This window comes from Nocardioides sp. DN36, assembly GCF_055380375.1.
This window is the reverse complement of the sequence record NZ_AP043823.1, coordinates 77,655-102,285: the sequence shown is the minus strand read 5'-3', so window position 1 is coordinate 102,285 and position 24,631 is coordinate 77,655. Positions and strand designations below refer to the sequence as shown.

Sequence of the window (24,631 nt, the reverse complement as noted above, 5' to 3'; positions counted from 1 at the left end):
CGGTCATTCGGGGGAACTCCGGACGGTACCGTGGCGTCTCGTGGCAACGACGACCCTTGTCAAGGGAGCGCGCTCGACGCGCTCGACCATCGCCCTGAAGATGCTGATGGCAGTCAGCGGCATCATCTTCATCCTCTTCGTGCTCCTGCACATGTACGGCAACCTGAAGGCCTTCGCCGGGCACGACGCGTACAACGAGTACGCCGAGCACCTGCGCACCATCGGTGAGCCGATGCTGCCGCGCGAGGGCCTGCTGTGGGTGATCCGCGCGGTGCTGGTCGTCTCGCTGGTCGTGCACGTGTACGCCGCGGTGACGCTGTGGCACCGGGCCGGCAAGGCCCGCACGGTGAAGTACCAGGTGAAGAAGAACGTCGCCTCGTCGTTCTCCTCGCGCTTCATGCGCTGGGGCGGGCTGACGCTGCTGATCTTCATCGTCTGGCACCTGCTGAACTTCACGATCGGCAAGGTGAACGTCTCCGGCGGCGCCACCAACGACCCGTACAACCTCCTCGTCGACTCCTTCGACGTGTGGTGGCTGACGCTGATCTACCTGGTCGCCATGGCCGCGCTCGCGCTGCACCTGCACCACGGTGTGTGGAGCTCCGCGCAGACCCTCGGCCTCACCAACAACGCCAAGGCGCGCCGCAACGCGAAGACCCTGGGCTGGATCGTCGCGGTGGTCATCGCCGGCGGCTTCTCCCTCGTCCCGGTCTTCGTCCTCGCCGGCGTCATCACCAAGTAAGGGCTGCCCATGACTGAGTTCCCGGACACCACCACCACGTCCGACCCGTCCCACGACGCGCCGGGCGAGCACGGCGACGACGCCGTCGGCTACTACCGCCCCGGAGACCCGATCGCCGACACCAAGGCGCCCGGCGGCCCGATCAGCGACCGCTGGAGCACCCGCAAGTTCGAGGCGCGGCTGGTCAACCCGGCCAACCGCCGCAAGCTCTCGGTGATCATCGTCGGCACCGGCCTGGCCGGCGCGTCCGCCGCCGCCACCCTCGGCGAGGCTGGCTACGTGGTGAAGTCCTTCTGCTACCAGGACTCCCCGCGTCGCGCCCACTCGATCGCGGCCCAGGGCGGCATCAACGCGGCCAAGAACTACAAGGAGGACGGCGACTCGGTCCACCGTCTCTTCTACGACACGGTCAAGGGCGGCGACTACCGCTCGCGCGAGTCGAACGTGTACCGCCTGGCCGAGGTCAGCGTGAACATCATCGACCAGTGCGTCGCGCAGGGCGTCCCCTTCGCCCGTGAGTACGGCGGCCTGCTCGACAACCGCTCCTTCGGCGGCGTGCAGGTCTCCCGCACCTTCTACGCACGCGGCCAGACGGGCCAGCAGCTGCTGCTCGGGGCCTACCAGGCGCTCGAGCGCCAGGTGGCGGCCGGCACGGTCACGACGTACACCCGGCACGAGATGCTCGAGCTGATCGTCGTCGACGGCAAGGCCCGCGGCATCATCGCCCGCGACATGGTCACCGGCGAGATCGAGACCCACCTCGCCGACGTCGTGGTCCTCGCCAGCGGTGGCTACGGCAACGTCTTCTACCTGTCGACCAACGCGATGGGCTGCAACGTCACCGCCTCGTGGCGCGCGCACCGCAAGGGCGCCTACATGGCCAACCCCTGCTACACGCAGATCCACCCCACCTGCATCCCGGTCTCCGGCTCGCACCAGTCGAAGCTGACCCTGATGTCGGAGTCGCTGCGCAACGACGGCCGGATCTGGGTGCCGAAGAACCAGGCGGACTGCACCAAGGACCCGCGGGACATCCCCGAGGAGGACCGCGACTACTACCTGGAGCGGATCTACCCCTCCTTCGGCAACCTGGTCCCCCGCGACATCGCCTCGCGTGCGGCCAAGAACGTCTGCGACGAGGGCCGCGGCGTCGGCCCCGAGGTCGACGGCGTCCGCCGGGGTGTCTACCTCGACTTCAGCGCCGCGATCGAGCGCCTGGGCAAGGCAGGCATCGAGGAGAAGTACGACAACCTCTTCGACATGTACGAGCGGATCACGGGTGAGAACCCGTACGAGGTGCCGATGCGCATCTACCCGGCCGTGCACTACGTGATGGGCGGACTGTGGGTCGACTACGACCTGCAGTCCACGATCCCGGGCCTGTTCGTGACGGGCGAGGCGAACTTCTCCGACCACGGCGCGAACCGCCTCGGTGCCTCGGCGCTGATGCAGGGCCTGGCCGACGGCTACTTCGTCCTCCCCCACACCATCCGCGACTACCTGGCCGACGGCCCGTTCGAGAAGGTCGCGGAGGACCACCCGGCGGTCGTGGAGGCCGAGCAGACCGTCCGGTCGCGGATCGACCACTTCCTCAACAACAACGGCACCCGCAGCGTCGACTCCTACCACCGCGAGCTCGGCAACATCATGTGGGAGTACTGCGGCATGGAGCGCAGCGAGGACGGCCTGAAGAAGGCCATCGACCTGATCCGCACCCTCAAGGACGACTTCCACCGCAACGTGAAGGTCCTCGGCACCAACGAGAGCGTCAACCAGTCGCTGGAGAAGGTGGGCCGCGTGGCCGACTTCTTCGAGCTCGGCGAGCTGATGTGCATCGACGCCCTGAACCGCCGCGAGTCCTGCGGCGGCCACTTCCGGGCCGAGTCGCAGACCGAGGACGGCGAGGCGCTGCGCCACGACGAGACCTTCGCCTACGTCGCCGCGTGGGAGTTCGCCGGTGACGGTGAGCTGCCCGTCCTGCACAAGGAAGACCTCGTCTACACGGCCATCGAGATGAAGCAGCGGAGCTACAAGTGAGACTCACCCTCAAGATCTGGCGCCAGGCCGACGCGGCCTCCCAGGGCGCCATGCACACCTACGAGCTCGACGGGGTCTCCGAGGACATGTCGTTCCTCGAGATGCTCGACGTGCTCAACGAGGACCTCATCGCCAAGGGCGAGGACCCGGTCGCGTTCGACTCCGACTGCCGCGAGGGCATCTGCGGCATGTGCGGGCTGATGATCAACGGCCAGGCGCACGGCCCCGAGGTCACCACCACCTGCCAGCTGCACATGCGCTCCTTCAAGGACGGCGACGAGATCGTCATCGAGCCGTGGCGCTCCGACGCGTTCCCGGTGATGAAGGACCTCGTCGTCGACCGTGGCGCGTTCGACCGGATCATCCAGGCCGGCGGCTACATCTCGGTGAACACCGGCTCGGCCCCGGAGGCGCACTCGGTGCCGGTCCCCCGGGACGACGCGATGCGCGCGTTCAACGTCGCCACCTGCATCGGCTGCGGCGCCTGCGTGGCGGCCTGCCCCAACGGCTCGGCCTCGCTGTTCATGGGCGCCAAGGTCACCCACCTCGGCGAGCTGCCGCAGGGCCAGCCCGAGCGCGACAACCGCGTGGTCAACATGGTCGCCCAGCACGACCACGAGGGCTTCGGTGGCTGCACCAACATCGGTGAGTGCACCGCCGCCTGCCCCAAGGAGATCCCGCTCGACGTGATCTCCCGCCTCAACTGGGACCTCCACGCCGCCATGCGGCACGGTCACTGACGAGAACCGCCGACGAGCCGGCGCTGCTGCACCCTCGAGGGCGCGGCCGCGCCGGCTCGCTGCATCTGGGTGTCAACGAGCGCCGACTCGGCGTTGCCTGCCTGGGTCAGGAAGCGGCAGGCCGGCGGAGGATCTTGAGCGCCAGGCGGGCCAGCACCACCGCGATGACGAGGTCCACGACGATCAGGACCGTGTGGGCGACCCAGTAGCCGGTCGGGCGGTCCTCCCCCGAGGCGTGCGCCGCGGAGAGGTTCTTGGCGAACATCAGCCAGATCACGACGTTCCAGGCGGCCACGGCGAGCAGCAGCCAGCCGTGCTTGCGCTCGAGCTTCACGAGTCGTCCTTCGGGTTTCGGTTCCTGAGTACGGCGACCGCCGCGAGCGCCGTGGCGCCCCCGGCGGCGAAGGGGACGACCCACCCGGGCCGGGTCGCCTCGGAGCGGGTCACCTCGGTCAGGGCGGGCGTCTGCGGCCCCTGCAGGGGCGCCGCGGGCTCGGCGACCCGCTGGGCCCGGGCCGCCGCGGAGGTGTGGGCCCAGGCCGCGGCGTAGAGCACCACCCGGGAGAAGTAGTTGATCCAGACCAGGACGATGAGCGCGATCCCGAACGCCTGGAACGCCGGGTTGCCCTGGGCGGACCTGATCAGCAGCCCGGAGATCTGCTTGAGCGCCTCGAAGGCGACCGCGCCGAGCAGCGCCCCCGACCACAGCGAGCGGCGCGGGGTGCGGGGCTCGGCCAGCAGCACGAACATCGTGAAGAACAGAAGCATGTTCGCCGAGAGCCCGAGGACCACCGTCAGGAGCTTGACCAGCCAGTCGAGCTCGCTGCCGAGCCCGACCCACCCGAGCAGGTCCTGGGAGAACCCGCCGACCAGGCCGGCGACGGCGACGGAGAGCAGCAGGATCAGGCCGATGAGCGCCAGCGTGGCCAGGTCGCGGAGCTTGCCGAGCAGGAAGCTCGGCTGTTCCTTCGCCGGCACCTCGAAGACCACGACGAGGGCGTCGCGCATCGCGGCCAGCCAGCCCAGGCCGGAGTACAGGAGGATGACCGCACCGACGGCTCCCAGGGTCGCCGCGGCCGCCTCGATGTCCTGGATCTGGACCTGGTTGTCACCGGTCCCCACCAGGCCGGGCATGACGCTGTTGAGCGCCCTGCGCAGGTCGCCGCGCGCGCCGTCGTACACCTTCGCGATCCAGCCGACGACGAAGAACGAGAGCGCCAGGATCGGGAAGAACGACAGGAACCCGAAGTAGGTGACCGCGCCGGCCTGCTGGCCCGCCTTCACCGCGCCGTAGTGCTCCTGCGTGCGCACGGCGTGGTCGACCAGCGGTCGGCGGGCACGCAGGGCGGCGAGCCGCGCCCCGACGCGCTGCTTCAGGGAGGGCATCGTGTCAGTCGACGTGGCCGGTCAGGCGGAAGTCGCGGGTCGGCTGCCACCCCGCCCGCTCGTCGTGGACGTAGAGGTGGAAGTCCTCGACGGCGAACTCGCACTCGAAGCCGGCGAGGTCCTCGAACGCCTGGTCGAGGAGGTCGTCCGCGAGGTGGTGGGCGACGGTGACGTGGGGGTGGTACGGAAACGCGATGTCGACGTCGAGCGGACCGCGGCGCACGGCGCCGGCCAGCTGCTCGCAGGAGGAGATGCCCTCGGCCACGGTGACGAACACGACCGGGGAGACCGGGCGGAAGGTGCCGGTGCCGCGCAGGTGCACGCCGAAGCGCCGGGAGTCGGAGGCGACCTCCTCGAGGTGCTTCTCGATGGTCACCAGGTCGTCGTCGGAAACCTCGGTCGGCGGCACCAGCGTGATGTGGGTGGGGATCATCGTCGCGGTCGTGTCACCGATGGCCGTGCGGTAGTCCTGCAGCTGCGTCGCCCAGGGCTCGGGGATGGCCAGGGCCACTCCGATCGTCGGCATCTAGGTCGTCCCTCCTCGCGTCACGGCGTCCACCGACCCTACTGGGCCGGGGCGACGAAGCCGACCCGCTGGTAGACGTCACGCAGCGTCGCCTCCGCGACCGCGTTCGCCCGCTCCGCACCGCGGCGCAGCACCTCGGTGAGGTGGGCCTGGTCGTCGAGCAGCTCGAGCGTGCGCTCCCGGAACGGGGTGACGAAGTCGACGACCACCTCGGCCAGCTCCTTCTTGAGGTCGCCGTAGCCGCGACCCGCGAAGTCGCCCTCGAGCTCGGCGATCGGTCGGCCGGTCAGCGCCGAGTAGATGGTCAGCAGGTTGCTGACGCCCGGCTTCTCGTCCGCGTCGAACCGGATCTCCGAGCCCGAGTCGGTGACCGCGGAGCGGATCTTCTTGGCGCTCGCCCTCGGGTCGTCGAGCATCTCGATGATGCCGGCCGGGGAGGACGCGGACTTCGACATCTTCGAGGTCGGGTCCTGCAGGTCGGCGATCTTCGCGGTGGCCTTGAGGATGTACGGCTCGGGCAGCCGGAAGGTCTTCTTGTAGCGGTGGTTGAAGCGCTGGGCGAGGTCCCGGGTCAGCTCGAGGTGCTGACGCTGGTCCTCACCGACCGGGACGAAGTGCGGGCGGTAGAGCAGGATGTCGGCCGCCTGCAGGACCGGGTAGGTGAACAGCCCGACGCTGGCGGCACCCTCGCCGCCCTTGGCCGACTTGTCCTTGAACTGCGTCATCCGGCGGGCCTCGCCGAAGCCGGTCAGGCACTGCAGGATCCAGCCCAGCTGGGCGTGGGCGGGCACCTGGCTCTGGATGAAGATCGCCGAGCGCTCGGGGTCGATGCCCATGGCCAGCAGCTGGGCGGCGGCGCGCAGGCAGCGCTCGCGCAGCACCTTGGGGTCCTGCTCGACGGTGATCGCGTGCAGGTCGGCGATGAAGAAGAACGGCTGGTAGTCCTCCTGCAGGTCCACCCACTGACGCAGCGCGCCGAGGTAGTTGCCGAAGTGGAACGAGTCGGCCGTGGGCTGGATGCCCGAGAGCACGCGCGGCCGGGCGGTCCCGGAGGCCGCAGCGGTGACCTCGGGTGCGGTTGCGGTGGACATGCCCCCATTCTCCCCGATCGCCTCGTCGGGCGCTCATCCGGGGAGTCGGCCCCGTCCGGAGCGGCTCAGCCGGCGGTCGCGCCCCCGGCGGCGGCCGGGACGGACTCCCGGGAGGGCGGGATGTTCTGGTTGTGCCGGAACACGTTGGTGGGGTCCCAGACGTCCTTGATCGCCTGCAGCCGGGCGAACTTCTCCGGCCCGAAGGCCGCCTCCACCCTGCTCAGCCCCTCCTCGCCGATGTAGTTCAGGTAGGCGTTGCCGGTCGTCCACGGCTTCATCGCCGCCGCCAGCTCGCGGATGAAGGAGATGTTGCGCTGGTCCTCGGCGTGGTCGGGCGGCCACATGCCCAGGTAGTGCAGGTTGTACGGCGCCTGCCGCTGCCCGAACGCGGTCTCGTCCTCGCCCACCCGCGAGATCGCACCGCCTCCCTGGACCAGGATGATCTGGGTCATCGGCGAGGGCGCCGGCTGGGCCTGTGCCACCAGCCGGTCGACGGCCTCGTCGGGCAGCTCGGCCAGGAAGTCGCCGCTCCAGTAGTTGTACATGCCCGACGGGTTGGCCTGGTCGAGCAGCTGCTGGACCGCGGTGTAGGGCATCGGCTGCACCAGGTCGACCGCGGGCGGGCCGAACGCCCGCAACGGCGCGAGGAACGCCTCGCCTTCCGCGATGTCGCCCGCCCAGCAGATGACCACGCCGGCGGCCGGCTGCCCGCGCGCCGGCTCGGGGACGAACTCGGCCGGCGGAGCGGTCACCAGCGCCACGCCCGAGCCGAGGGCGTCGGGAGCGTCCTGCACCAGGTCCCGCCAGAACGCGATCAGGTCCCTCGCCATGGATCCGGGGTACAGCAGCATCCCGCCGAGGACCAGGGGCCCCACCTCGTGCAGGGCGAAGGTGAACTCGGTGACCACGCCGAAGTTCCCGCCGCCACCGCGCAGCGCCCAGAACAGGTCGGGGTTCTCCTCGGCCGAGGCGGTCACCACCCGGCCGTCGGCGGTCACCACCCGCATCGACAGCAGGCTGTCGCAGGTCAGCCCGCACCGGCGCTCGAGCCATCCGCTCCCCGACCCCAGGGTCAGCCCGGCGACTCCCGTGGTGGTGACGCGGCCGCCGGTGACGGCCAGCCCGTGCTCCTGGGTGGCCGCGTCGACCTGGCCCCAGGTCGCCCCGCCGCCGACCTTCGCGATCCGCTCCTCGGGTCGCACCTCGACCCCGGCCAGGGCGCGCAGGTCGAGGCACACGGCCCCGTCGACGACCGCCGAGCCGATGACGCCGTGGCCGCCGCCGTACACGGTGAGCGGCTGGCCGGCGTCCACGACGGAGCGCACCGCCGCCGCCACCTCGGCGGTGTCCGAGGGACGCAGGATCCGTTCCGGTCGGCGGTCGACGAGTCCGTTGAAGACGCGTCTGGCCTCGTCGTACCCGTGGTCCCCGGGTCGTACGGTGAGTCCGGCGTAGGGCTGGGTCATGGCGCACACCTGTTTCTCCCCCGCCTGGGCCTCCCCCTATTGGAGTACTCCGGCCAGGAAGGTGCCATCGCCCGTTCTGGGGACCTGCTCCCGCGGGAGGGAGGCATATCCGGTTGCCGCTGCGGACCGGCCGTTGGCAGGGTTCCGCCATGGCGCAGGCACCCACGCTCACCGACGGCACCGTGACCATCCGCCCACACCGGGCCGAGGACGCGCAGGGAGCGTACGAGCAGAGCCAGGACCCGCAGTCGCAGCGCTGGACCCAGGTGCCGGTGCCTTACTCCATGGACCACGCCCACACGTTCGTCGGCGAGATCATGCCGAAGGGCTGGACGGACGACTCGGAGTGGGGCTTCGCGGTCGAGGTCGACGGGCGGTACGCCGGCACGATCTCGCTGCGCCCCGAGGGTGCCGACCGCGCCGAGGTGGCGTTCGGCTCCCACCCGTGGGTGCGCGGCACCGGTTCGATGGAGCGGGCGCTGCGGCTGCTGCTGGAGTGGGGGTTCACCGAGCAGGGCCTGCGGACCGTGGTCTGGTGGGCCGACCGGGGCAACTGGGCCTCCCGGAAGCTGGCGTGGAGGCTGGGTTTCTCCTTCGACGGCACGCTGCGCTCGTGGCTGCCGCAGCGCGGCGAGCTGCTCGACGGTTGGGTCGGGGTGCTCCTGCGAGACGAGCCGCGCGAGCCCCGGACGACCTGGCTCGACAACCCGGTCGTGGAGGGTGACGGCGTCCGGCTGCGGCCGTTCACCGACGCCGACGTGCCACGGGTCGTGGAGGGGATCGGCGACCCGGACACCCAGTACTGGCTGGCGTTCATGCCGCGGGACCCGGGCGAGGCCGAGGGACGCGCCTACCTCGAGACCGTCCAGGAGCGGCTGGCGTCCAACCAAACCATCACGTGGGCCTTCTGCGCCGCCGACGACGACCGGCTGCTCGGCGTGGTCGGGCTCTACCGGATGGACGGTGAGCCCGAGGTCGGTTACTGGGCCCACCCCGAGGCGCGCGGCCGCGGACTCACCACGCGGGCCGCCGGGCTGGCCGTCCGGCACGCCTTCGAGACCCTCGGCCTCGAGCGGCTCTCGGCGTACGCCTCGGTGCCGAACGTCGGCTCCCGACGGGTCCTCGAGACGCTCGGCATGAAGCCGATCGGCCTGCACCGGCTCGCCGCCCGCACCGGCGACGGCACCGCGGTGGACCTGGCGGCCTACGACCTGCTCGCCACCGAGGTCCGCTCGCGCACGTGAACCGCCGCGGAGGCGAGGATGACCAGCAGCCCCGCGGCCGACAGCGCAACCCCGACGAGGGCCGGCGCCCGGTAGCCGAGACCGGCGGCGATCACCAGTCCGCCGAGCCACGCCCCCAGCGCGTTCGCCACGTTGAGCGAGGCGTGGTTCATCGCCGCCCCGAGGGTCTGCGCGTCGCCCGCGACGTCCATCAGCCGCAGCTGCAGGTTGACCACCAGGACCGAGCCCAGGACGGTGATGAGGAAGACCGGCACCAGCGACCACCAGCCGTGCGGCGCGGCCACCCAGAAGAGCACCAGCACCAGGCCCATGCCACCCGAGCCGATCAGCAGCGAGCGGAAGATCGACCAGTCGGCCAGCTCCCCCGCAAGCCAGGTGCCGGCGACCATGCCGAGGCCGAACACGAAGAGGGCGACCGGGACCGAGGACTCGGACAGACCGCCGACGTCGGTCAGCGTGGGTGAGATGTAGGAGTAGACCGCGAACATGCCGCCGAAGCCGATGGCGCCGGCCAGCAGGGTCAGCCAGACCTGCGGCTTGGAGAACGCCGCCAGCTCGCGGCGGCCGGTCGCCTCCGGGTCGCCGGGGCACGACGGCACGAACGCCAGCACCATCACGACGGTGAGCAGCGCGAGCGCGGCCACGGCGAAGTACGCCGACCGCCAGCCGAGGTGCTGCCCCAGCCAGGTGGCGGCGGGGACGCCGACCACGTTGGCGACCGACAGTCCGAGCATGACCAGCGCGACCGCCCGGCCCTTGCGACCGGCCGGCGCCATGGTGGCGGCCACGAGCGAGGCCACCCCGAAGTAGGCACCGTGCGGGAGGCCGTCGAGGAAGCGCGCCACGAACAGCAGGTGGAAGTCGGTGGCCAGCGCGCTCGCGGCGTTGAAGACGGCGTACGCCAGCATCAGCGCGACCAGCAGGCCCCGGCGCGGCCACCGGGCACCGAAGAACGCCAGGACGGGGGCCCCGACCACGACGCCGAGCGCGTACGCCGAGATCAGGTGGCCCGCGCGGGGGATGGAGGCATCGACGCCGTCGGCGACCTGGGGCAGCAGGCCCATCGTCACGAACTCGGTGGTCCCGATGGCGAAGCCGCCCATCGCGAGGGCGAGCACGGCGAGGAGGAAGTGGCCGGCGGGGGCGGCGGTCTCGGTGGGGTTGGGCGCGGTCGTCGTCATGACGGAAGGTGAGTCTTCCTGGTCGGGTGCGAGGGACGGGCTGACGGCGTACGCAGCACTCTCATTCTCCAACCAGACCCGGGCCTGCGCCTATTCCGTCGAGCTGCTACTCCTCGAGGACCGACGCGTGCCGGCCCGGCCGCTGCCGGGCCGGCGGCTCCGGAAGCGGACGGTCCCCCATCCGCTGCCGACGCGGCACGACCACGAACCACTCGTGGAGGTCGAGCGCGACGTCGACCACGAGCTTCCCGGCGCACAGCAGGACGACCGGCCAGAGCGCGGCTCCCCCGGCTCCGTCCGGGTGCTCGACCAGCAGTGCGCCGCCGACCAGGACCCCCGCCTGCAGGACCCCCAGACGGGCGTAGGGCAGCGCGGCGACCACCCGGCTGCTCACCACGTCGCGCTCGCGGTTGCCGAACCAGCCCAGCCACAGGGCGACGAGGTGTCCGGCGGCGATCCCGCTCGCGGTGAGCGCCCACTGCCACGGACCGCCGTGGACCCCGGTCCGCTGGGCGAGGTCGAGGGCGATCGCCCCCTGGCCCGCGGTGAAGGCGCCGTAGTGGAGGCCGAACACGAACGGGTTGGTGATCGCGGTGCGCCGGCGCGGATCGCGCACGGTCGCGACCTTGACGGTGCTGACCAGCCAGAAGACGACGTTCTCGCACCAGTAGACGAGGAAGACGTCACCGAGCGTGAGGTCGCCGCGCAGCACCGACCACACCGGCACCAGGTTGCCCGCCACGCCGGCGGCGAGCGCCAGCACCCGCGCCCGGGCCGGGGGCAGCGCCAGCCCCGCGTGGATGAGCGCGCCCGGCACGAGCCGGCGCAGCAGCCCCGTCATGTCGCCCCCCGAGTCGGCGCGGATCGTCCAGCAATGCCGAGTCGGCGCAGATGTACCCACCTGGGGTGCATCCACGCCGACTCGGCGCGTGGATCAGAGCGTCGCGAGGGCCTCGTTCAGCGTCTTCGAGGGACGCATCACGTGGTCGGCCTTCTCGTCGTCCGGCTGGTAGTAGCCGCCGATGTCGGCCGGCGAGCCCTGGACGGCGACGAGCTCCTCGACGATCTGCTGCTCCTTGCTGCTCAGCGTCTCGGCGAGGGGCTTGAAGGCGGCGGCGAGCTCGGCGTCGTCGGACTGGTTCGCCAGCTCCTGGGCCCAGTAGAGCGCCAGGTAGAAGTGCGAGCCCCGGTTGTCGATGCCACCGACCCTGCGGGTCGGCGACTTGTCCTGCTCGAGGAACGTGCCGGTCGCCTTGTCGAGGGTGTCGGCGAGGACCTGGGCGCGCGGGTTGTCGGCGTACCCGGCGAGGTGCTCGAACGACGCGGCGAGGGCGAAGAACTCACCGAGGCTGTCCCAGCGCAGGTAGTTCTCCTTGACCAGCTGCTGGACGTGCTTGGGCGCCGAGCCACCGGCGCCGGTCTCGAAGAGGCCACCACCGTTCATCAGTGGCACGACCGAGAGCATCTTCGCCGACGTGCCGAGCTCGAGGATCGGGAACAGGTCGGTGTTGTAGTCGCGCAGCACGTTGCCGGTGACGGAGATGGTGTCCTCGCCCTTGCGGATCCGCTCGAGGGAGTACGCCGTGGCCTCGGCGGGGGCCATGATCTCGATGGTCAGGCCCTCCGTGTCGTGCTCGGGGAGGTACTCCTTCACCTTCGCGATCAGGTTGGCGTCGTGGGCGCGGTGCTCGTCGAGCCAGAAGACCGCCGGTGCGCCGGTCGCGCGGGCCCGGGTGACGGCCAGCTTGACCCAGTCGCGGATCGGGGCGTCCTTGGTCTGGCAGGCACGCCAGATGTCGCCCGGCTCGACGTCGTGCTCGATCAGCACCTCACCGGCGCCGTTGACGACCTGCATCCTGCCGGCCGCGGGGACCTCGAAGGTCTTGTCGTGGGAGCCGTACTCCTCCGCCGCCTTGGCCATCAGGCCGACGTTCGGCACCGAGCCCATGGTCGCGGGGTCGAAGGCACCGTGGGCGCGGCAGTCGTCGATGACGGTCTGGTAGACCCGCGCGTAGGACGAGTCCGGGATCACCGCGAGGGTGTCGGCCTCGTTGCCGTCGGGGCCCCACATGTGGCCCGAGGTGCGGATCATCGCCGGCATGGAGGCGTCGATGATCACGTCGGACGGCACGTGCAGGTTGGTGATGCCCTTGTCGGAGTCGACCATCGCCATCGCCGGGCCGTCGGCCAGGCCGGCCTCGACGGCCGACTTGATGGCGTCACCCTCGGGCAGGTCCTTGACCGCACCGAGGAGGGCGCCGAGGCCGTCGTTGGGCGAGATGCCCGCCGCGGCCAACGCCTCGCCGTACTGCTCGAAGAGCGTGGGGAAGAACGCCTGCACGACGTGGCCGAAGATGATCGGGTCCGAGACCTTCATCATGGTGGCCTTCAGGTGCACCGAGAAGAGCACGTCCTCGGCCTTGGCGCGGGCGATCTGCTCGGTGAGGAAGCGGCGCAGGGCGGCGACGTTCATGAACGTGCCGTCCACGACCTCACCCGCGAGGACCTGGATGCCGTCCTTGAGCACGGTCTCGGTGCCGTCGGCGGCGACGTGCTTGATGGTCAGGGTGTCGTCGGCCGGGATCACCACCGACAACTCGTTCGAGAAGAAGTCGTCCTTGCCCATGGTCGCGACGTTGGTCTTCGAGTCCGGCGTCCACGCGCCCATGCGGTGCGGGTGGGCCTTGGCGTAGTTCTTCACCGAGGCGGGCGCGCGGCGGTCGGAGTTGCCCTCGCGCAGCACCGGGTTGACCGCGGAGCCCTTGACCTTGTCGTACTTCGCCCGGATCTCCTTGTCCTCCTCGGACTGCGGGTTCTCGGGGTAGTTCGGGAGGTCGTAGCCCTTCTCCTGCAGCTCCTTGACCGCGGCCTTGAGCTGCGGGATGGAGGCGGAGATGTTGGGCAGCTTGATGATGTTGGCCTCGGGCCTGGTCGCCAGCTCGCCGAGCTCGGCGAGGGCGTCGTCGAGGCGCTGCTCCTCGGTGAGCCGCTCGGGGAACTGCGCGATGATCCGGCCGGCGAGGGAGATGTCCCGGGTCTCGACCTCGACGCCCGCCTGGGCGGCGTACGCCTGGATGATCGGCAGGAAGGAGTACGTCGCGAGCAGCGGCGCCTCGTCCGTGTGCGTGTAGATGATCTTGGCCATGGGCTTCGGCGACTCCTGAGACGAGGGATTATTTCTTGACGTCAAGATACCTGACGGGTGCGACCCGATCAGCGTTGCACCCGTCCGCGCTCCCGGCAACGCGGGTCCGGCGGCACTAGAGTTGCTCACGAGTCCCGACCGCCGGGGCCGCGCGCACGGGGAGGCCACCCGATGGCAGAGATGTCCACCACCGCCCAGAAGCTCGCCGCCGAGATCCTCGGCTCCTTCGTCCTCGTGTTCTTCGGCTGCGGCACCGTCCTGATCAGCGGCGGTGACTACGTCGGCACCGCGCTCGCGTTCGGCCTGACCGTCCTGGTGATGATCTACGCCGTGGGCCGCGTGTCCGGCGGTCACTTCAACCCCGCGGTCTCGATCGGCGCCGCCATGGGCGGCCGGATGTCGTGGAGCCAGGTCCCGGTGTACGTCGCCGCCCAGCTCGGCGGCGCGCTCGCGGCCGGGCTCGTGCTGTTCACGCTCATGCACGGCTACAGCGGCTTCGACGCCGAGGGCAACATGGGCCAGAACTCCTTCGGCGACGCGGGCAGCGGCTACGCGTGGTGGGCGGCGTTCCTGCTCGAGATGCTGATGACCGCGGTCTTCGTCTGGGTCATCCTCGCCGTCACCGACCCCCGCAACGAGCACCCCGCGCTGGCGCCGCTGGCCATCGGCCTGTCGCTCACGATGATCCACCTCGCCTCGATCGGCGCCACGGGCACCTCGGTGAACCCGGCCCGCTCGATCGGGGTCGCCGTCTTCGCCGGCACCGACGCCGTCGTCCAGCTCTGGCTCTTCATCCTCGCGCCGCTGGCCGGTGCAGCGATCGCCGGCACGACGTACGCCCTGCTGTTCGGCCAGGGCAGCGAGCCCGTGCCGGGTTCCGGGCTCAGCTTCTCGCGGCCGGCCGCGACCGCGGTGCCCGGCTACGGCGCCCCGGACGCCTACCAGCAGGAGTGGAACCAGGAGAACCCCGCCGTCCAGGCCCAGGCCGCCGAGGCGCAGGCGCAGGCAGCGCAGGGTCAGCAGGAGCAGCAGGCGGGCTGGGGCAGCGAGCCGATCATCCAGGACGGCTGGCAGTGGGACCCGCACACCCAGCAGTGGGTGCCCGCCCAGCAGCAGCCGCAGGCGCCGCAGCAGGGTGGCCAGCAGTGGCCGCCGGCCGACGGCGACCAGGGCACCCAGATCCGCCCGCCCGGCCAGTGAGCTGAGCCCGCGGCCGGCGGGGGCTCGCGGAGCGGTCTGCATACTGGACCGAGATGACCGAGCACACCAGCCAGCGGTTCGAGATCGACTGGCTCACGACGGTCTCGGGAGCCCTCGCGGCGGTGTCCTCCGCCGTGCTGCTCTCGACCCTCGGCGCGGCGGGCACCATCGTCGGCGCCGCGCTCGGCAGCGTGGTCGCGACGGTCGGGGGCGCGGTCTACCGGCAGGGCCTCGGTCGCAGCCGTGAACACCTGACCCGGGCCCAGGCCGCTGCCCGGCGCAAGGTCGGGGTCGCCCAGGCCGAGGTGGCCATGGCGGAGAGCCGGCACGAGGCCGGCGACCACCGGGTCGACGCGGGCCTGACCCGCGCGCAGCAGCGGCTGGCCGAGGCGGAGCGGGACCTGGCCGCGGCGGGCGGTCGGCAGGCCGGCCCCGGCTGGCAGGAGCGTCTCGCCGCGCTCCCGTGGAAGCGGATCTCGCTGTTCGCCGCCGGACTCTTCGCGGCCACCGTCGTCGCGATCACCACGTTCGAGCTGGTGGCGGGCGAGCCGGTCTCGGCGATCACCGGGGGCACCGACGGGGACGGCGGCACGACCATCACCCGGATCGGGGGCGGCTCCCACGGCTCGTCGCACGACGACCAGGTGCCGAACGACGAGCAGACCTCGCCGACCGACCAGCCCTCAGAGGAGCCCTCGGTCCAGGAGTCGCCCTCCGAGCAGCCGACCGAGGCGCCCACCGGGTCGCCGTCCGGCTCCAGCACCGCCCCGGTGCCCACGCCGGCGGCCCCGAGCACGTCCGTGCCCACGTCACCGTCCGCACCCGCGACGACCTCGCCGACGGGCTGATCCCGGCAGTCGACCTCAGTCGTGGTCCAGCGCCACCAGCTCCGAGCTCCCGGTCCCTCCCGCGACGGTCTCGACGAAGACCAGACCGACCCCCGGCGCGTAGTACCTCCGCTCGACCAGGCCGGGGTCCAGCAGCGAGCTGTCCTCGGTCTGCACCAGCTCGTCGTACTCCCCCAGGGGCACGGTGCGCTGCTCGTTGACCGACAGCACCTCGGACCGGTCCTCGGCGACCCCGGGCGCGCGCTCCTGGGCGTAGCCGTCGCCCACCCGCGGCCGGGCGGCCATGACCAGCCCGGCCTCGGCCCCGTCGACGCCGGCCTCCCACGAGCCGTCGCCCCGCCGGGGCCGGGCACTCGCGCCGAGCTTCCACACGTTGCCGTCGACGTCCTGGGCGTACCACGCGAACGTCCTCGACACGACCCCGCCGCGGGCGCTGGTCACCACGTCCTGCACCACCGTCGTCGACACCCCCTGCACGACCCGGGTCCGGTCGGTGACGGTGACGACCTCGGTCCGGGCCTCCCCGTCCCGCGTGCCCCGGTAGGTCCACACGGTTCCCGGCTCCAGCGGGAACCAGCGGTTGTCCACGTGGTCCACGAAGTCGCCCGGGTCGGCCGAGGGCGTCGGGATCTCGAGCCCGTCGACACCCGAAGGGGCCACCGTGGGCGGGCCGCCCGCGCAGGACGTGGTCGCGATCGCCGTCACGGCCGCCGCGCCCGCCGCGGCGAGCACGCGGCGTACGGCCGGGCCGGTCCCCCTGCTGGTCATGGCAGCAGCATGGCGCACCGGCCGTGTCCGGCCGCGCGGACCTCCGTCGCAGCACCCCCGGGCGCGCTGCTAGCGTCGGCCCGAGATCCACCCCGTCTGCCCGGACCCGGGCACGCCGTCCGACAAGGAGTCCACGTGAGCTCTACTCCCCTCAAGGTGGCCGTCACCGGTGCCGCCGGCCAGATCGGCTACAGCCTGCTCTTCCGCCTCGCCAGCGGCGCGCTGCTCGGCGCGGACCGCCCCATCGAGCTGAGGCTGCTGGAGATCACCCCGGCGCTGAAGGCCCTCGAGGGTGTCGTCATGGAGCTCGACGACTGCGCGTTCCCGACCCTGGCCGGCGTCGAGATCGGCGACGACGCCAACACCATCTTCGACGGCGCCAACCTGGCCCTGCTCGTCGGCGCCCGCCCGCGCACCAAGGGCATGGAGCGCGGCGACCTGCTGTCGGCCAACGGCGCCATCTTCACCGCGCAGGGCAAGGCGCTCAACGAGGTGGCCGCCGACGACATCCGGATCGGCGTGACCGGCAACCCGGCCAACACCAACGCCCTGATCGCGATGTCGAACGCCCCCGACATCCCGAAGGAGCGCTTCTCCGCGCTGACCCGCCTCGACCACAACCGGGCGATCTCGCAGCTGGCCGCCAAGACCGGCGCCGCCGTCACCGACATCAAGAAGATGACGATCTGGGGCAACCACTCCGCCACCCAGTACCCCGACGTCTTCCACGCGGAGATCGGTGGGCGCAACGCCGCCGAGGTCGTGGGCGACCAGGCCTGGATCGAGAACGACTTCATCCCGACCGTGGCCAAGCGCGGCGCCGCGATCATCGAGGCGCGGGGCTCGTCCTCGGCGGCCTCCGCCGCCTCCGCCACGATCGACGCCGCGCGCGACTGGCTGCTCGGCTCGCCCGCCGACAACTGGGTGTCGATGGCCGTCGCCTCCGACGGTTCGTACGGCGTCCCCGAGGGCCTGATCTCCTCCTTCCCGGTCACCACCAAGGACGGGAGCTGGGAGATCGTCCAGGGCCTCGAGATCGACGACTTCTCCCGCTCGAAGATCGACGCCTCGGTCGCCGAGCTCGCCGAGGAGCGCGACGCCGTCACGGAGCTGGGCCTGATCTGACGCCGACCCGTCGCAGCTCGACGGCTCAGGCACCTCGACCCGTCGCTCCTTCACGTCCCACGGGGGTGAAGGAGCGACGGGTCGCTGCATTTGCCGGTGAGGCTGCGACAGGTCGGCGTTGTACGCGGTGAAGCTGCGACAGGTCGACGCCGTACCCGGTGAAGCTGCGACAGGTCGACGCCGTACCCGGCGAAGCTGCGACGGGTCGGCGTCAGACCGGCTGGTTGGGGATGCTGCTGGCCAGAAAGATCAGCAGCACGCCGACCCCGCCCAGCATGAGGCAGTCGACCATGCGGTGGCGCACGGCCAGCATGCCCGCCTCGCGCGCGGGCAGCACCAGGCGCACGACGGCCGCGAAGAGGAGTGCGGCGGCGATCCAGCGGATGCCGAGCCGCCAGTCACCGGTCCAGACGATGCCGATGCCGACCCCGGTCACCGCCAGCACACCGAGGTAGAACATCCCCCCGAGCGTGGAGGGGTACCGCCGCCCCTGCACCGGGTCGGCGTCCTCCGCAGGCATCGAGGGCTCAACCACCGGCTGCCCGACCGTCAACCCCGGGCCTTCTCGGCCATCGAGACGATGTTGGACAGCAGCATCGCGCGGGTCATCGGGCCGACACCGCCGGGGTTCGGCGACACCCAGCCGGCGACCTCCCAGACGTCGTCCGCGACGTCACCGGCCAGCTTCCCGTCCACCCGGGAGACACCCACGTCGAGCACGGCCGCACCGGGCTTGACCATGTCGGCGGTGATGATCCCGGGCACCCCGGCCGCGGCCACCACGATGTCGGCCTGCCGCACGTGGGCGGCGAGGTCGCGGGTGCCGGTGTGGCACAGGGTGACCGTGGCGTTCTCCGAACGACGGGTCAGCAGCAGTCCCAGCGGCCGCCCGACGGTGACACCGCGCCCGACGACCACGACCTCGGCGCCGGCGAGCTCGACGTCGTGGCGGCGCAGCAGCTCGACGATGCCGTGCGGCGTGCACGGCAGCGGCGCCTCGTTGCCGAGCACCAGCCACCCCAGGTTCGTGGGGTGCAGGCCGTCGGCGTCCTTGGCGGGGTCGACCAGGCCCAGCACCCGGTTCTCGTCGCGGCCCTTGGGCAGCGGCAGCTGCACGATGTAGCCGGTGCAGGCCGGGTCTGCGTTGAGCCGGTGGACGGCCTCCTCGATCTCCTCCTGGGTGGCGGTGGCGGGCAGGTCCACCCGGATCGACTCGATGCCGACCTCGGCGCAGTCCTTGTGCTTGCCGTTGACGTACCACCGCGAGCCCGGGTCGTCGCCCACCAGGATCGTGCCGAGGCCGGGGACCACGCCCGCCTCGCGCAGCGCGGCCACCCGCGCCTTGAGCTCGTCCTTGATGGCCGCCGCCGTCGCGGAGCCGTCCAGCTTCTGTGCGGTCATGCGGGTCCCTTCCGGTGGGACGTCATGCGGAACGTGGGTCCTAGGCCACGAACCGTATGACGTTGTGCTCGGATCAGTGAAAAAAGTGTCGCGTGCCGGTGAAGTACATCGTGACGCCCGCGGCCCGCGCCGCCTCGATGGTGAGCTCGTCGCGCACCGACCCGCCCGGCTGCACGATGGCACGCACGCCGGCGTCGATGAGGATCTGCGGGCCGTCCTCGAACGGGAAGAACGCGTCGGACGCCGCCACCGAGCCGGGGGCCCGCTCCCCCGCCCGCTCGACGGCGAGCTTGCACGAGTCGACGCGGTTGACCTGGCCCATGCCGACGCCGACCGAGGCGCCGTCCTTCGCGAGCAGGATCGCGTTGGACTTCACCGCGCGGCATGCTTTCCAGGCGAACGCGAGGTCCGCCAGCACCTCGTCGGAGGCGGCCTCGCCGGTGGCGAGCGTCCAGGTCGAGGGGTCGTCCCCCTCGGCGTCGACGTAGTCGCGCTGCTGCATCAGCAGGCCTCCGGAGATCGGTCGGGTCTCGACGTCGCCGCGGCCCAGCGGCTCGCACACCAGCAGCCGGATGTTCTTCTTCGCCGCCAGCACCTCGACGGCGCCGTCGTCGTACGCCGGGGCGACGACCACCTCGGTGAAGACCTCCGCGACCTGGTGCGCCATCTCCACCGAGACCGGCACGTTGGTCGCGATCACGCCACCGAACGCGGAGACCGGGTCGCACGCGTGCGCCCTGCGGTGGGCCTCGGCGACGTCGGCGCCGACGGCGATGCCGCACGGGTTGGCGTGCTTGATGATCGCGACCGCCGGCTCGTCGAAGTCGTACGCCGCCCGGCGCGCGGCGTCCGCGTCGACGTAGTTGTTGTAGGACATCTCCTTGCCGTGCAGCTGGGTCGCCTGCGCCAGGCCGGTGCCGAACCCGTTGAGGTAGAGCGCGGCGCTCTGGTGCGGGTTCTCGCCGTACCGCAGCACCGCGGCCTTGTCCCACGTCGCGCCGACCCAGGCGGGGAAGCCACCCCCGGATCCAGCAGGGCCGTCGGAGGTGTCGGTCAGCACGTTGCCCATCCAGGAGGCGACGGCGACGTCGTAGGTCGCGGTGTGCACGAATGCCTCGGCGGCGAGCCGCTGCCGCTCGGCGAGCGTGAAGCCGCCCTCGGCAGCGGCACGGAGCACGTCGCCGTAGCGGTCCGGCGAGGTCACGATCGCGACCGAGGGGTGGTTCTTCGCGGCGGCGCGGACCATGGACGGGCCGCCGATGTCGATCTGCTCGACGCACTCGTCGGGCGCGGCGCCCGAGGCGACCGTCTGCGTGAACGGGTAGAGGTTGGAGACCACCAGGTCGAACGGCTCCACCCCGAGCTCGGCGAGCTGCTGGACGTGCGAGTCGAGGCGGCGGTCGGCCAGGATTCCCGCGTGCACCTTCGGGTGCAGCGTCTTGACCCGGCCGTCGAGGCACTCGGGGAACCCGGTGAGGTCCTCCACCTTGGTCACCGGGAGGCCGAGCCCTTCGATCAGGGCCGCGGAACCGCCGGTCGACACCAGCGCCACGCCGGCGTCGTGCAGCCCGCGGACGAGGTCCTCGAGGCCCGACTTGTCGTAGACCGAGACCAGAGCTCGCTTGAGCGGGATGCGCGACTCAGGGGTGTCCGACATGCAACTTCTCCTCATCGATGTGTGAATCGTCCGATGAGGGCACCCAGGCGTTCGATGCTCTCGGTCCCCGCAAGCGGGGCACTCCCCGGTGGTGACCCCACCTGCGCCAGTCGTGTGCGGCCCAGACTAGTGGACCGGGGCCCCGAAGCTCACCTTGCGGCCGGTGACCGTCCAGCCCTGCCGGGCCATCCGGCCGATGCAGTCGACCAGCATCTGCCGCTCGGCGACCTTGATCCGCTCGTGGAGGGACTCCACGGTGTCGTCGTCCTCCACCGGCACCACGGCCTGGGCGAGGATCGGCCCGGTGTCCACGCCCGCGTCGACCACGAAGAGCGTCGCGCCGGTCACCTTCACGCCGTACTCCAGCGCGTCAGCGGGTCCGTGCATGCCCGGGAACGACGGCGACAGCGCCGGGTGGGTGTTGACGGTCCGGCCGCCGAAGCGCGCGAGGAACTCCTCGCCCACCAGCTTCATGAACCCGGCCAGGACCACCACGTCGGGCTTGAAGCCGTCGACGGTGTCGGCCAGCGCGCGGTCCCAGTGCTCGCGGCTGGTGAACTGGCCGACCTTCTTCACGAACGTCGGGATACCGGCCCGCTCGGCACGGGCCAGCCCCTCGATGTCGTCACGGTCGGCGCCGACGGCGACCACGCGGGCGCCGTACGCCGGGTCCGCGCACGCGTCGATGAGCGCCTGCAGGTTGGTGCCGGAGCCCGACACGAGCACGACGAGACGCGCGGGGTTCGGGGTCGGCACGCGCCGCAGTCTAACGAGCGCCGGCGGCGACGATCAGGCCGTCTCGGCAGCGTGCCGGGCGGCCCGGCGCTGCCACCACGTCATGGCCAGCCCGCCGAGCAGGCCGCCGATGCCGAACGCGGTCACCGCGTGGACGAGCACGTCGAGGCCGGCCGGGCCGACCTCCCGCATCCGGCCGGGTCCCACGGCGCCGCCCGCGAGGCCGGCGAGCAACCCGAACAGCACGCCCGCGGCGACCCCGCCGGCGCACCCCCGCAGCGCGCCCTCGTCCCACCGCAGCGTGGGCAGGCGCCGCTGGGCGCGCGCCACCCCCACCGCGGCGACCAGGACCGGCACCACCACGAGCGCCACCGTCCAGGCGGGGGTCGGGCCGTCGTCGGGGAGCGCGGCGAGCAGCGGGAACATCGGGAGCGGCCCGAGCACGACCAGGCTGGGCGAGACGATCGTGTGCGCCCCGACCGCGAAGCCCGGGCCGAGGAGGTAGGAGCCGGAGAACGCCACCGCGTTGGGGACGACGGTGAGGCTCAGCAGCACCAGCATGGTGGCGTCGCCACCACTGGTGTGCAGCCGCGACATGACGTTGGCGGCCGCGCCGAGGTCCACGACGAGGGCGGCGACGAACGCGAGCGCCGCCGCCGCGGCGTACGCCCCGAGGACCCGCACGCAGGCGGCCGCGGCCCCGCGCACGACGGAGGGAAGGTACGCCGCCCAGATCGCCGCGCGACCCGAGCCGATCGCGATGGCGGGAGCACCGAGGAGCAGGCACAGCATCAGCACCCAGCCGACCACGCGCGCCCGGGAGACGCCGGTCATCGGGTCGGTCGCGATCGCCACCGTGACCAGGGCCACCACCAGGTAGCCGAGCGCAAACAGCAGCGAGGCCGACGCGACCGTCCAGTCGCGCTCGCCGTCGGCGATCCGGTCGGCGTCCGGACCATGACCGGACACCGAGTCACCCACCCGGTGCCCGACCCGCCAGACGGCCCACGCGCACAGCACGGTCAGGCCGAGCGGGACCGCGGTGATCGGCACCCCCTCGACGGAGACGCCGGAGCCGTGGGCCAGGAGCCATCCCAGGGCTCCGACGCGCAGGCCACCGCGCGGGGTCCCGTGGGCGCCCGCGTCGGTGAGGAACCACCCCACGACGCCGACCGCCATGCAGACCAGGAGCGTCGAGCCGGCCGCGACCGCCCCGCCCAGGGTGGCGATCAGGGCCAGGGGCCGCCGGTGCGCGAGGTCGTCGCGGGCGTCCGCAGCGCCGGTGGCTCGGGTGGTCGATCGAGGGAGCAGCGAAGTCATGGCCCGACCATCATCACCCGCCCGGGCGGCCGATCCGGGGCTCCCACGCCGGTTGGCCCAGGCCCCCGCCGCTCCCGTACCGTGGGGAGGTCATGAGGAATCCCGACGAGTTCGACGCGTTCTACAAGGACGCCCGCGACCGCCTCCTCCTCCAGACCTACGCACTCACCGGCGACCTGCCCGCCTCCCGCGCAGCGGTCCGTGACTCCTTCGTCGTGGCCTGGCACCACTGGCGCAAGATCTCGCGGATGGACGACCCGGAGGCGTGGGCCCGTCCGCACGCCTGGGCGCACGCGCAGCGTCGCCACACCGCGCGCCTGTGGCACCGGGACAAGGGCCTCGACCCCGGGGACCGCGCCACCTTGGACGCACTCGGCAAGCTGACCGTGAACCAGCGCAAGGCGCTGCTGCTCACCCAGCTCGCCACCGTCTCCATGGGGCAGATGGCTCGCGAGATCGGGCTCCCCCGCCACGACGCCGAGCGCGAGCTGCAGACGGCCACCGCCCAGTTCGCCGTGCACCGCGACGTGCCCAGCACCGAGATCCGGCCCCTGTTCGATGCGCTGCGGGCGCACCTGGGGGACGGCCGCTGGCCGCGCCCGACCATCATCCGGCGCGCCGGGGCCGCCCGCCGGCGCACCCACACCGCGGTCGGCGCCATCGTCGCCGTCGCGGCGCTCGTCGTCACCGGGATCCTCGTGACCGACGCCGCCGGGGTCCGGCCGACCCTCGGCCGCGACCACGTCGTCAACGCGACCGCGTCGAGGCAGCCGGCGGCCCGCCCGGAGCCCACGCCCGAGGCGCTCCCGGAGACCGCGCTGCTGGCCTCGGCCCAGGTCGCCGACGACGTCGCCGGGAACCGCTGGACGGAGGGACCCACCTCCGGGAACACCGGGGGCGACGGGCTCGTCCTGCCGTGCCAGCAGGCGCGGTACGCCGATCCCCGGGGCGCCGCTGCACTGGTGCGCACCTTCGCCGCCCGGCCGGCCCGGGGCAGGCCCGGGGCCGACGCGTTCCAGACCGCCGAGGTGTCGACGAGCGGGAAGGCCGCGCGACGGACGTTCGACCGGACGCTCGGCTGGTACGCCGGCTGCACCGCACGGCGGGTGCAGCTGCTGTCCACGCAGGACGTGGCCGGAGTCGGGGACGAGGCGTCGATGGTGGTCCTGCGGTCCTGGAAGGAGCCGACCACGATGGTGGTCGGGGTCGCCCGCACCGGGATGGTCACCACCACGACCCTGGCCCGGGTGCCGGGCACCGGCGCGCCCGCGGTGGCCCGGTCCGCACACCTGCTCGCCGCCGCGGTCGACGGGCTGTGCGACCTGCCGGACGCCGGCGCCTGCTCCGGCCGGCCCCGGGTCCGGACCGCCGCGCCCGTCCCGGTGGGCCAGGTCCCGGGCATGATCGGCGAGATCGACCTGCCGCCGGTCGCCGGCGTCGTGCGTCCGTGGGTCGGCACCGAGCCCCGCAAGGCGATGACCAACATCGCCGCCACCCGCTGCGACGAGGCCGACTTCAGCGGCGCAGGGATCACCAACAACCTGACCCGCTCCTTCCTCGTGCCCGGCGCGAAGGTGCCGGACGAGTTCGGCCTCACCGAGACGGTCGGCTCGATGTCGGCGCCACGGGCGCACGCGTTCGTCGAGCGGGTCCGGTCCCGGCTGGCGGCCTGCCCGGACAAGGACCTGGGCACGGACGTGGCACGCCTCGCCGAGGCGTCCACGAAGACCACCGACCTCACCGTGTGGCGGGTGACCACCGAGATCAGCGACAAGTCGTCGGTCGTGTTCTTCATGGGCATCGCGCGGTCGGGGACGTCGGTCGCCCAGGTCGGCTTCGTCCCGTCCGGGAAGGTCACCATGGCTCCGGGCGACTTCCCCGCCCTGGTGCGCCGCGCCCTGGAGCGGCTGCCCGCCCTGCCGCCACCGTCGGCCGGGGGCTGATCCTCCCGAGAAAGTCCCCCTGGTGCTGCAACCCTGAGGTCTGCCCGGGCGTATCCCTCCCGACAGACAGCACACA

General features: G+C 72.1%; 22 protein-coding genes and 1 riboswitch. Of the genes, 8 read left to right on the top strand and 14 right to left on the bottom strand.

Annotated elements, in window-relative coordinates:
* Nucleotides 1–40: 40 nt before the first annotated feature.
* Genes ACZ43H_RS01410 through ACZ43H_RS01400 form a run of 3 tightly spaced genes read left to right on the top strand, consistent with a single transcriptional unit; the run spans nt 41 to nt 3,519 of the window.
* Complete coding sequence (locus tag ACZ43H_RS01410; RefSeq protein ID WP_464587146.1) at nt 41–742, top strand: succinate dehydrogenase cytochrome b subunit; 702 nt, start codon at nt 41–43, stop codon at nt 740–742.
* 9 nt (nt 743–751) lie between these two features.
* Nucleotides 752–2,779 (top strand): fumarate reductase/succinate dehydrogenase flavoprotein subunit, encoded by a 2,028-nt coding sequence (locus ACZ43H_RS01405; protein WP_464587144.1) that lies wholly within the window; start codon nt 752–754, stop codon nt 2,777–2,779.
* Nucleotides 2,776–3,519: a succinate dehydrogenase/fumarate reductase iron-sulfur subunit gene (locus ACZ43H_RS01400; RefSeq protein WP_464587142.1), complete on the top strand. Its 744-nt coding sequence runs from the start codon at nt 2,776–2,778 to the stop codon at nt 3,517–3,519. The genes ACZ43H_RS01405 and ACZ43H_RS01400 overlap by 4 nt, the downstream gene beginning before the upstream one ends.
* A gap of 106 nt (nt 3,520–3,625) precedes the next feature.
* Here the strand turns inward: ACZ43H_RS01400 and ACZ43H_RS01395 are convergent, their stop codons facing one another.
* The 5 genes from ACZ43H_RS01395 to ACZ43H_RS01375 all read right to left on the bottom strand — a co-directional run bounded on the left by ACZ43H_RS01395 (nt 3,626) and on the right by ACZ43H_RS01375 (nt 7,988).
* Nucleotides 3,626–3,853, bottom strand: coding sequence for an SCO4848 family membrane protein (locus ACZ43H_RS01395; protein ID WP_464587141.1), 228 nt, complete (start codon nt 3,851–3,853; stop codon nt 3,626–3,628).
* Nucleotides 3,850–4,905, bottom strand: coding sequence for a YihY/virulence factor BrkB family protein (locus tag ACZ43H_RS01390; protein ID WP_464587139.1), 1,056 nt, complete (start codon nt 4,903–4,905; stop codon nt 3,850–3,852). The genes ACZ43H_RS01395 and ACZ43H_RS01390 overlap by 4 nt, the downstream gene beginning before the upstream one ends.
* A gap of 4 nt (nt 4,906–4,909) precedes the next feature.
* On the bottom strand, nt 4,910–5,431 hold the full coding sequence (locus ACZ43H_RS01385) for a 2'-5' RNA ligase family protein (protein ID WP_464587138.1): 522 nt from the start codon (nt 5,429–5,431) through the stop codon (nt 4,910–4,912).
* A gap of 38 nt (nt 5,432–5,469) precedes the next feature.
* A complete protein-coding gene (gene trpS, locus ACZ43H_RS01380) occupies nt 5,470–6,522 on the bottom strand; it encodes a tryptophan--tRNA ligase (RefSeq protein WP_464587136.1) in 1,053 nt (350 codons plus the stop codon).
* Between the two features lie 65 nt (nt 6,523–6,587).
* Nucleotides 6,588–7,988 (bottom strand): FAD-binding oxidoreductase, encoded by a 1,401-nt coding sequence (locus tag ACZ43H_RS01375; protein WP_464587134.1) that lies wholly within the window; start codon nt 7,986–7,988, stop codon nt 6,588–6,590.
* Nucleotides 7,989–8,137: 149 nt separating this feature from the next.
* On the opposite strand from ACZ43H_RS01375, the gene ACZ43H_RS01370 reads away from it, so the two are divergent.
* On the top strand, nt 8,138–9,232 hold the full coding sequence (locus tag ACZ43H_RS01370) for a GNAT family N-acetyltransferase (RefSeq protein ID WP_464587132.1): 1,095 nt from the start codon (nt 8,138–8,140) through the stop codon (nt 9,230–9,232).
* On the opposite strand, the gene ACZ43H_RS01365 is transcribed toward ACZ43H_RS01370, so the two are convergent.
* The 3 genes from ACZ43H_RS01365 to ACZ43H_RS01355 form a co-directional block, all read right to left on the bottom strand.
* The gene (locus ACZ43H_RS01365) at nt 9,193–10,413 is read right to left on the bottom strand and encodes an MFS transporter (protein ID WP_464587130.1); all 1,221 of its coding nucleotides are present in this window, start codon (nt 10,411–10,413) and stop codon (nt 9,193–9,195) included. The two genes, ACZ43H_RS01370 and ACZ43H_RS01365, sit on opposite strands and share 40 nt — an antisense overlap.
* 106 nt (nt 10,414–10,519) lie before the next feature.
* Nucleotides 10,520–11,254 carry a DUF6498-containing protein gene (locus tag ACZ43H_RS01360; protein ID WP_464587128.1) on the bottom strand — a complete coding sequence of 245 codons (735 nt, stop codon included), beginning with the start codon at nt 11,252–11,254 and terminating at the stop codon, nt 10,520–10,522.
* Between the two features lie 93 nt (nt 11,255–11,347).
* A complete protein-coding gene (locus tag ACZ43H_RS01355; RefSeq protein WP_464587126.1) occupies nt 11,348–13,558 on the bottom strand; it encodes an NADP-dependent isocitrate dehydrogenase in 2,211 nt (736 codons plus the stop codon).
* 171 nt (nt 13,559–13,729) lie between these two features.
* On the opposite strand from ACZ43H_RS01355, the gene ACZ43H_RS01350 reads away from it, so the two are divergent.
* Both ACZ43H_RS01350 and ACZ43H_RS01345 read left to right on the top strand, forming a co-directional pair.
* On the top strand, nt 13,730–14,758 hold the full coding sequence (locus tag ACZ43H_RS01350; protein WP_464587125.1) for an MIP family channel protein: 1,029 nt from the start codon (nt 13,730–13,732) through the stop codon (nt 14,756–14,758).
* A gap of 53 nt (nt 14,759–14,811) precedes the next feature.
* On the top strand, nt 14,812–15,606 hold the full coding sequence (locus ACZ43H_RS01345; RefSeq protein ID WP_464587123.1) for a hypothetical protein: 795 nt from the start codon (nt 14,812–14,814) through the stop codon (nt 15,604–15,606).
* Nucleotides 15,607–15,621: 15 nt separating this feature from the next.
* On the opposite strand, the gene ACZ43H_RS01340 is transcribed toward ACZ43H_RS01345, so the two are convergent.
* Nucleotides 15,622–16,374, bottom strand: a complete 753-nt coding sequence (locus tag ACZ43H_RS01340) for a hypothetical protein (protein ID WP_464587122.1) — start codon at nt 16,372–16,374, stop codon at nt 15,622–15,624.
* Between the two features lie 135 nt (nt 16,375–16,509).
* Between ACZ43H_RS01340 and ACZ43H_RS01335 the strand changes: the two genes are divergently transcribed.
* Complete coding sequence (locus tag ACZ43H_RS01335; RefSeq protein ID WP_464587120.1) at nt 16,510–17,499, top strand: malate dehydrogenase; 990 nt, start codon at nt 16,510–16,512, stop codon at nt 17,497–17,499.
* A gap of 211 nt (nt 17,500–17,710) precedes the next feature.
* Here the strand turns inward: ACZ43H_RS01335 and ACZ43H_RS01330 are convergent, their stop codons facing one another.
* The 5 genes from ACZ43H_RS01330 to ACZ43H_RS01310 form a co-directional block, all read right to left on the bottom strand.
* Nucleotides 17,711–18,019, bottom strand: coding sequence for a DUF3017 domain-containing protein (locus tag ACZ43H_RS01330; RefSeq protein ID WP_464587118.1), 309 nt, complete (start codon nt 18,017–18,019; stop codon nt 17,711–17,713).
* A gap of 29 nt (nt 18,020–18,048) precedes the next feature.
* Nucleotides 18,049–18,900, bottom strand: coding sequence for a bifunctional methylenetetrahydrofolate dehydrogenase/methenyltetrahydrofolate cyclohydrolase (locus ACZ43H_RS01325; protein ID WP_464587116.1), 852 nt, complete (start codon nt 18,898–18,900; stop codon nt 18,049–18,051).
* A gap of 73 nt (nt 18,901–18,973) precedes the next feature.
* Complete coding sequence (gene purH, locus ACZ43H_RS01320; protein WP_464587114.1) at nt 18,974–20,557, bottom strand: bifunctional phosphoribosylaminoimidazolecarboxamide formyltransferase/IMP cyclohydrolase; 1,584 nt, start codon at nt 20,555–20,557, stop codon at nt 18,974–18,976.
* Between the two features lie 34 nt (nt 20,558–20,591).
* Nucleotides 20,592–20,681, bottom strand: a riboswitch (ZMP/ZTP riboswitch).
* 2 nt (nt 20,682–20,683) lie between these two features.
* Nucleotides 20,684–21,322, bottom strand: a complete 639-nt coding sequence (gene purN, locus ACZ43H_RS01315; RefSeq protein ID WP_464590712.1) for a phosphoribosylglycinamide formyltransferase — start codon at nt 21,320–21,322, stop codon at nt 20,684–20,686.
* Between the two features lie 24 nt (nt 21,323–21,346).
* A complete protein-coding gene (locus ACZ43H_RS01310) occupies nt 21,347–22,612 on the bottom strand; it encodes a cell division protein PerM (RefSeq protein WP_464587113.1) in 1,266 nt (421 codons plus the stop codon).
* A gap of 92 nt (nt 22,613–22,704) precedes the next feature.
* On the opposite strand from ACZ43H_RS01310, the gene ACZ43H_RS01305 reads away from it, so the two are divergent.
* On the top strand, nt 22,705–24,555 hold the full coding sequence (locus ACZ43H_RS01305) for a SigE family RNA polymerase sigma factor (RefSeq protein WP_464587111.1): 1,851 nt from the start codon (nt 22,705–22,707) through the stop codon (nt 24,553–24,555).
* Nucleotides 24,556–24,631 lie beyond the last annotated feature (76 nt).

What these genes read in the sequence shown, in the direction of transcription:
- ACZ43H_RS01405 (WP_464587144.1), top strand. Translation starts at nt 752, where the DNA reads ATGACTGAGTTCCCGGACACCACCACCACGTCCGACCCGTCCCACGAC.
- ACZ43H_RS01390 (WP_464587139.1), bottom strand. Translation starts at nt 4,905, where the DNA reads ATGCCCTCCCTGAAGCAGCGCGTCGGGGCGCGGCTCGCCGCCCTGCGT.
- ACZ43H_RS01385 (WP_464587138.1), bottom strand. Translation starts at nt 5,431, where the DNA reads ATGCCGACGATCGGAGTGGCCCTGGCCATCCCCGAGCCCTGGGCGACG.
- trpS (WP_464587136.1), bottom strand. Translation starts at nt 6,522, where the DNA reads ATGTCCACCGCAACCGCACCCGAGGTCACCGCTGCGGCCTCCGGGACC.
- ACZ43H_RS01375 (WP_464587134.1), bottom strand. Translation starts at nt 7,988, where the DNA reads ATGACCCAGCCCTACGCCGGACTCACCGTACGACCCGGGGACCACGGG.
- ACZ43H_RS01370 (WP_464587132.1), top strand. Translation starts at nt 8,138, where the DNA reads ATGGCGCAGGCACCCACGCTCACCGACGGCACCGTGACCATCCGCCCA.
- ACZ43H_RS01365 (WP_464587130.1), bottom strand. Translation starts at nt 10,413, where the DNA reads ATGACGACGACCGCGCCCAACCCCACCGAGACCGCCGCCCCCGCCGGC.
- ACZ43H_RS01360 (WP_464587128.1), bottom strand. Translation starts at nt 11,254, where the DNA reads ATGACGGGGCTGCTGCGCCGGCTCGTGCCGGGCGCGCTCATCCACGCG.
- ACZ43H_RS01355 (WP_464587126.1), bottom strand. Translation starts at nt 13,558, where the DNA reads ATGGCCAAGATCATCTACACGCACACGGACGAGGCGCCGCTGCTCGCG.
- ACZ43H_RS01350 (WP_464587125.1), top strand. Translation starts at nt 13,730, where the DNA reads ATGGCAGAGATGTCCACCACCGCCCAGAAGCTCGCCGCCGAGATCCTC.
- ACZ43H_RS01345 (WP_464587123.1), top strand. Translation starts at nt 14,812, where the DNA reads ATGACCGAGCACACCAGCCAGCGGTTCGAGATCGACTGGCTCACGACG.
- ACZ43H_RS01340 (WP_464587122.1), bottom strand. Translation starts at nt 16,374, where the DNA reads ATGACCAGCAGGGGGACCGGCCCGGCCGTACGCCGCGTGCTCGCCGCG.
- ACZ43H_RS01330 (WP_464587118.1), bottom strand. Translation starts at nt 18,019, where the DNA reads ATGCCTGCGGAGGACGCCGACCCGGTGCAGGGGCGGCGGTACCCCTCC.
- ACZ43H_RS01325 (WP_464587116.1), bottom strand. Translation starts at nt 18,900, where the DNA reads ATGACCGCACAGAAGCTGGACGGCTCCGCGACGGCGGCGGCCATCAAG.
- purH (WP_464587114.1), bottom strand. Translation starts at nt 20,557, where the DNA reads ATGTCGGACACCCCTGAGTCGCGCATCCCGCTCAAGCGAGCTCTGGTC.
- ACZ43H_RS01310 (WP_464587113.1), bottom strand. Translation starts at nt 22,612, where the DNA reads ATGACTTCGCTGCTCCCTCGATCGACCACCCGAGCCACCGGCGCTGCG.
- ACZ43H_RS01305 (WP_464587111.1), top strand. Translation starts at nt 22,705, where the DNA reads ATGAGGAATCCCGACGAGTTCGACGCGTTCTACAAGGACGCCCGCGAC.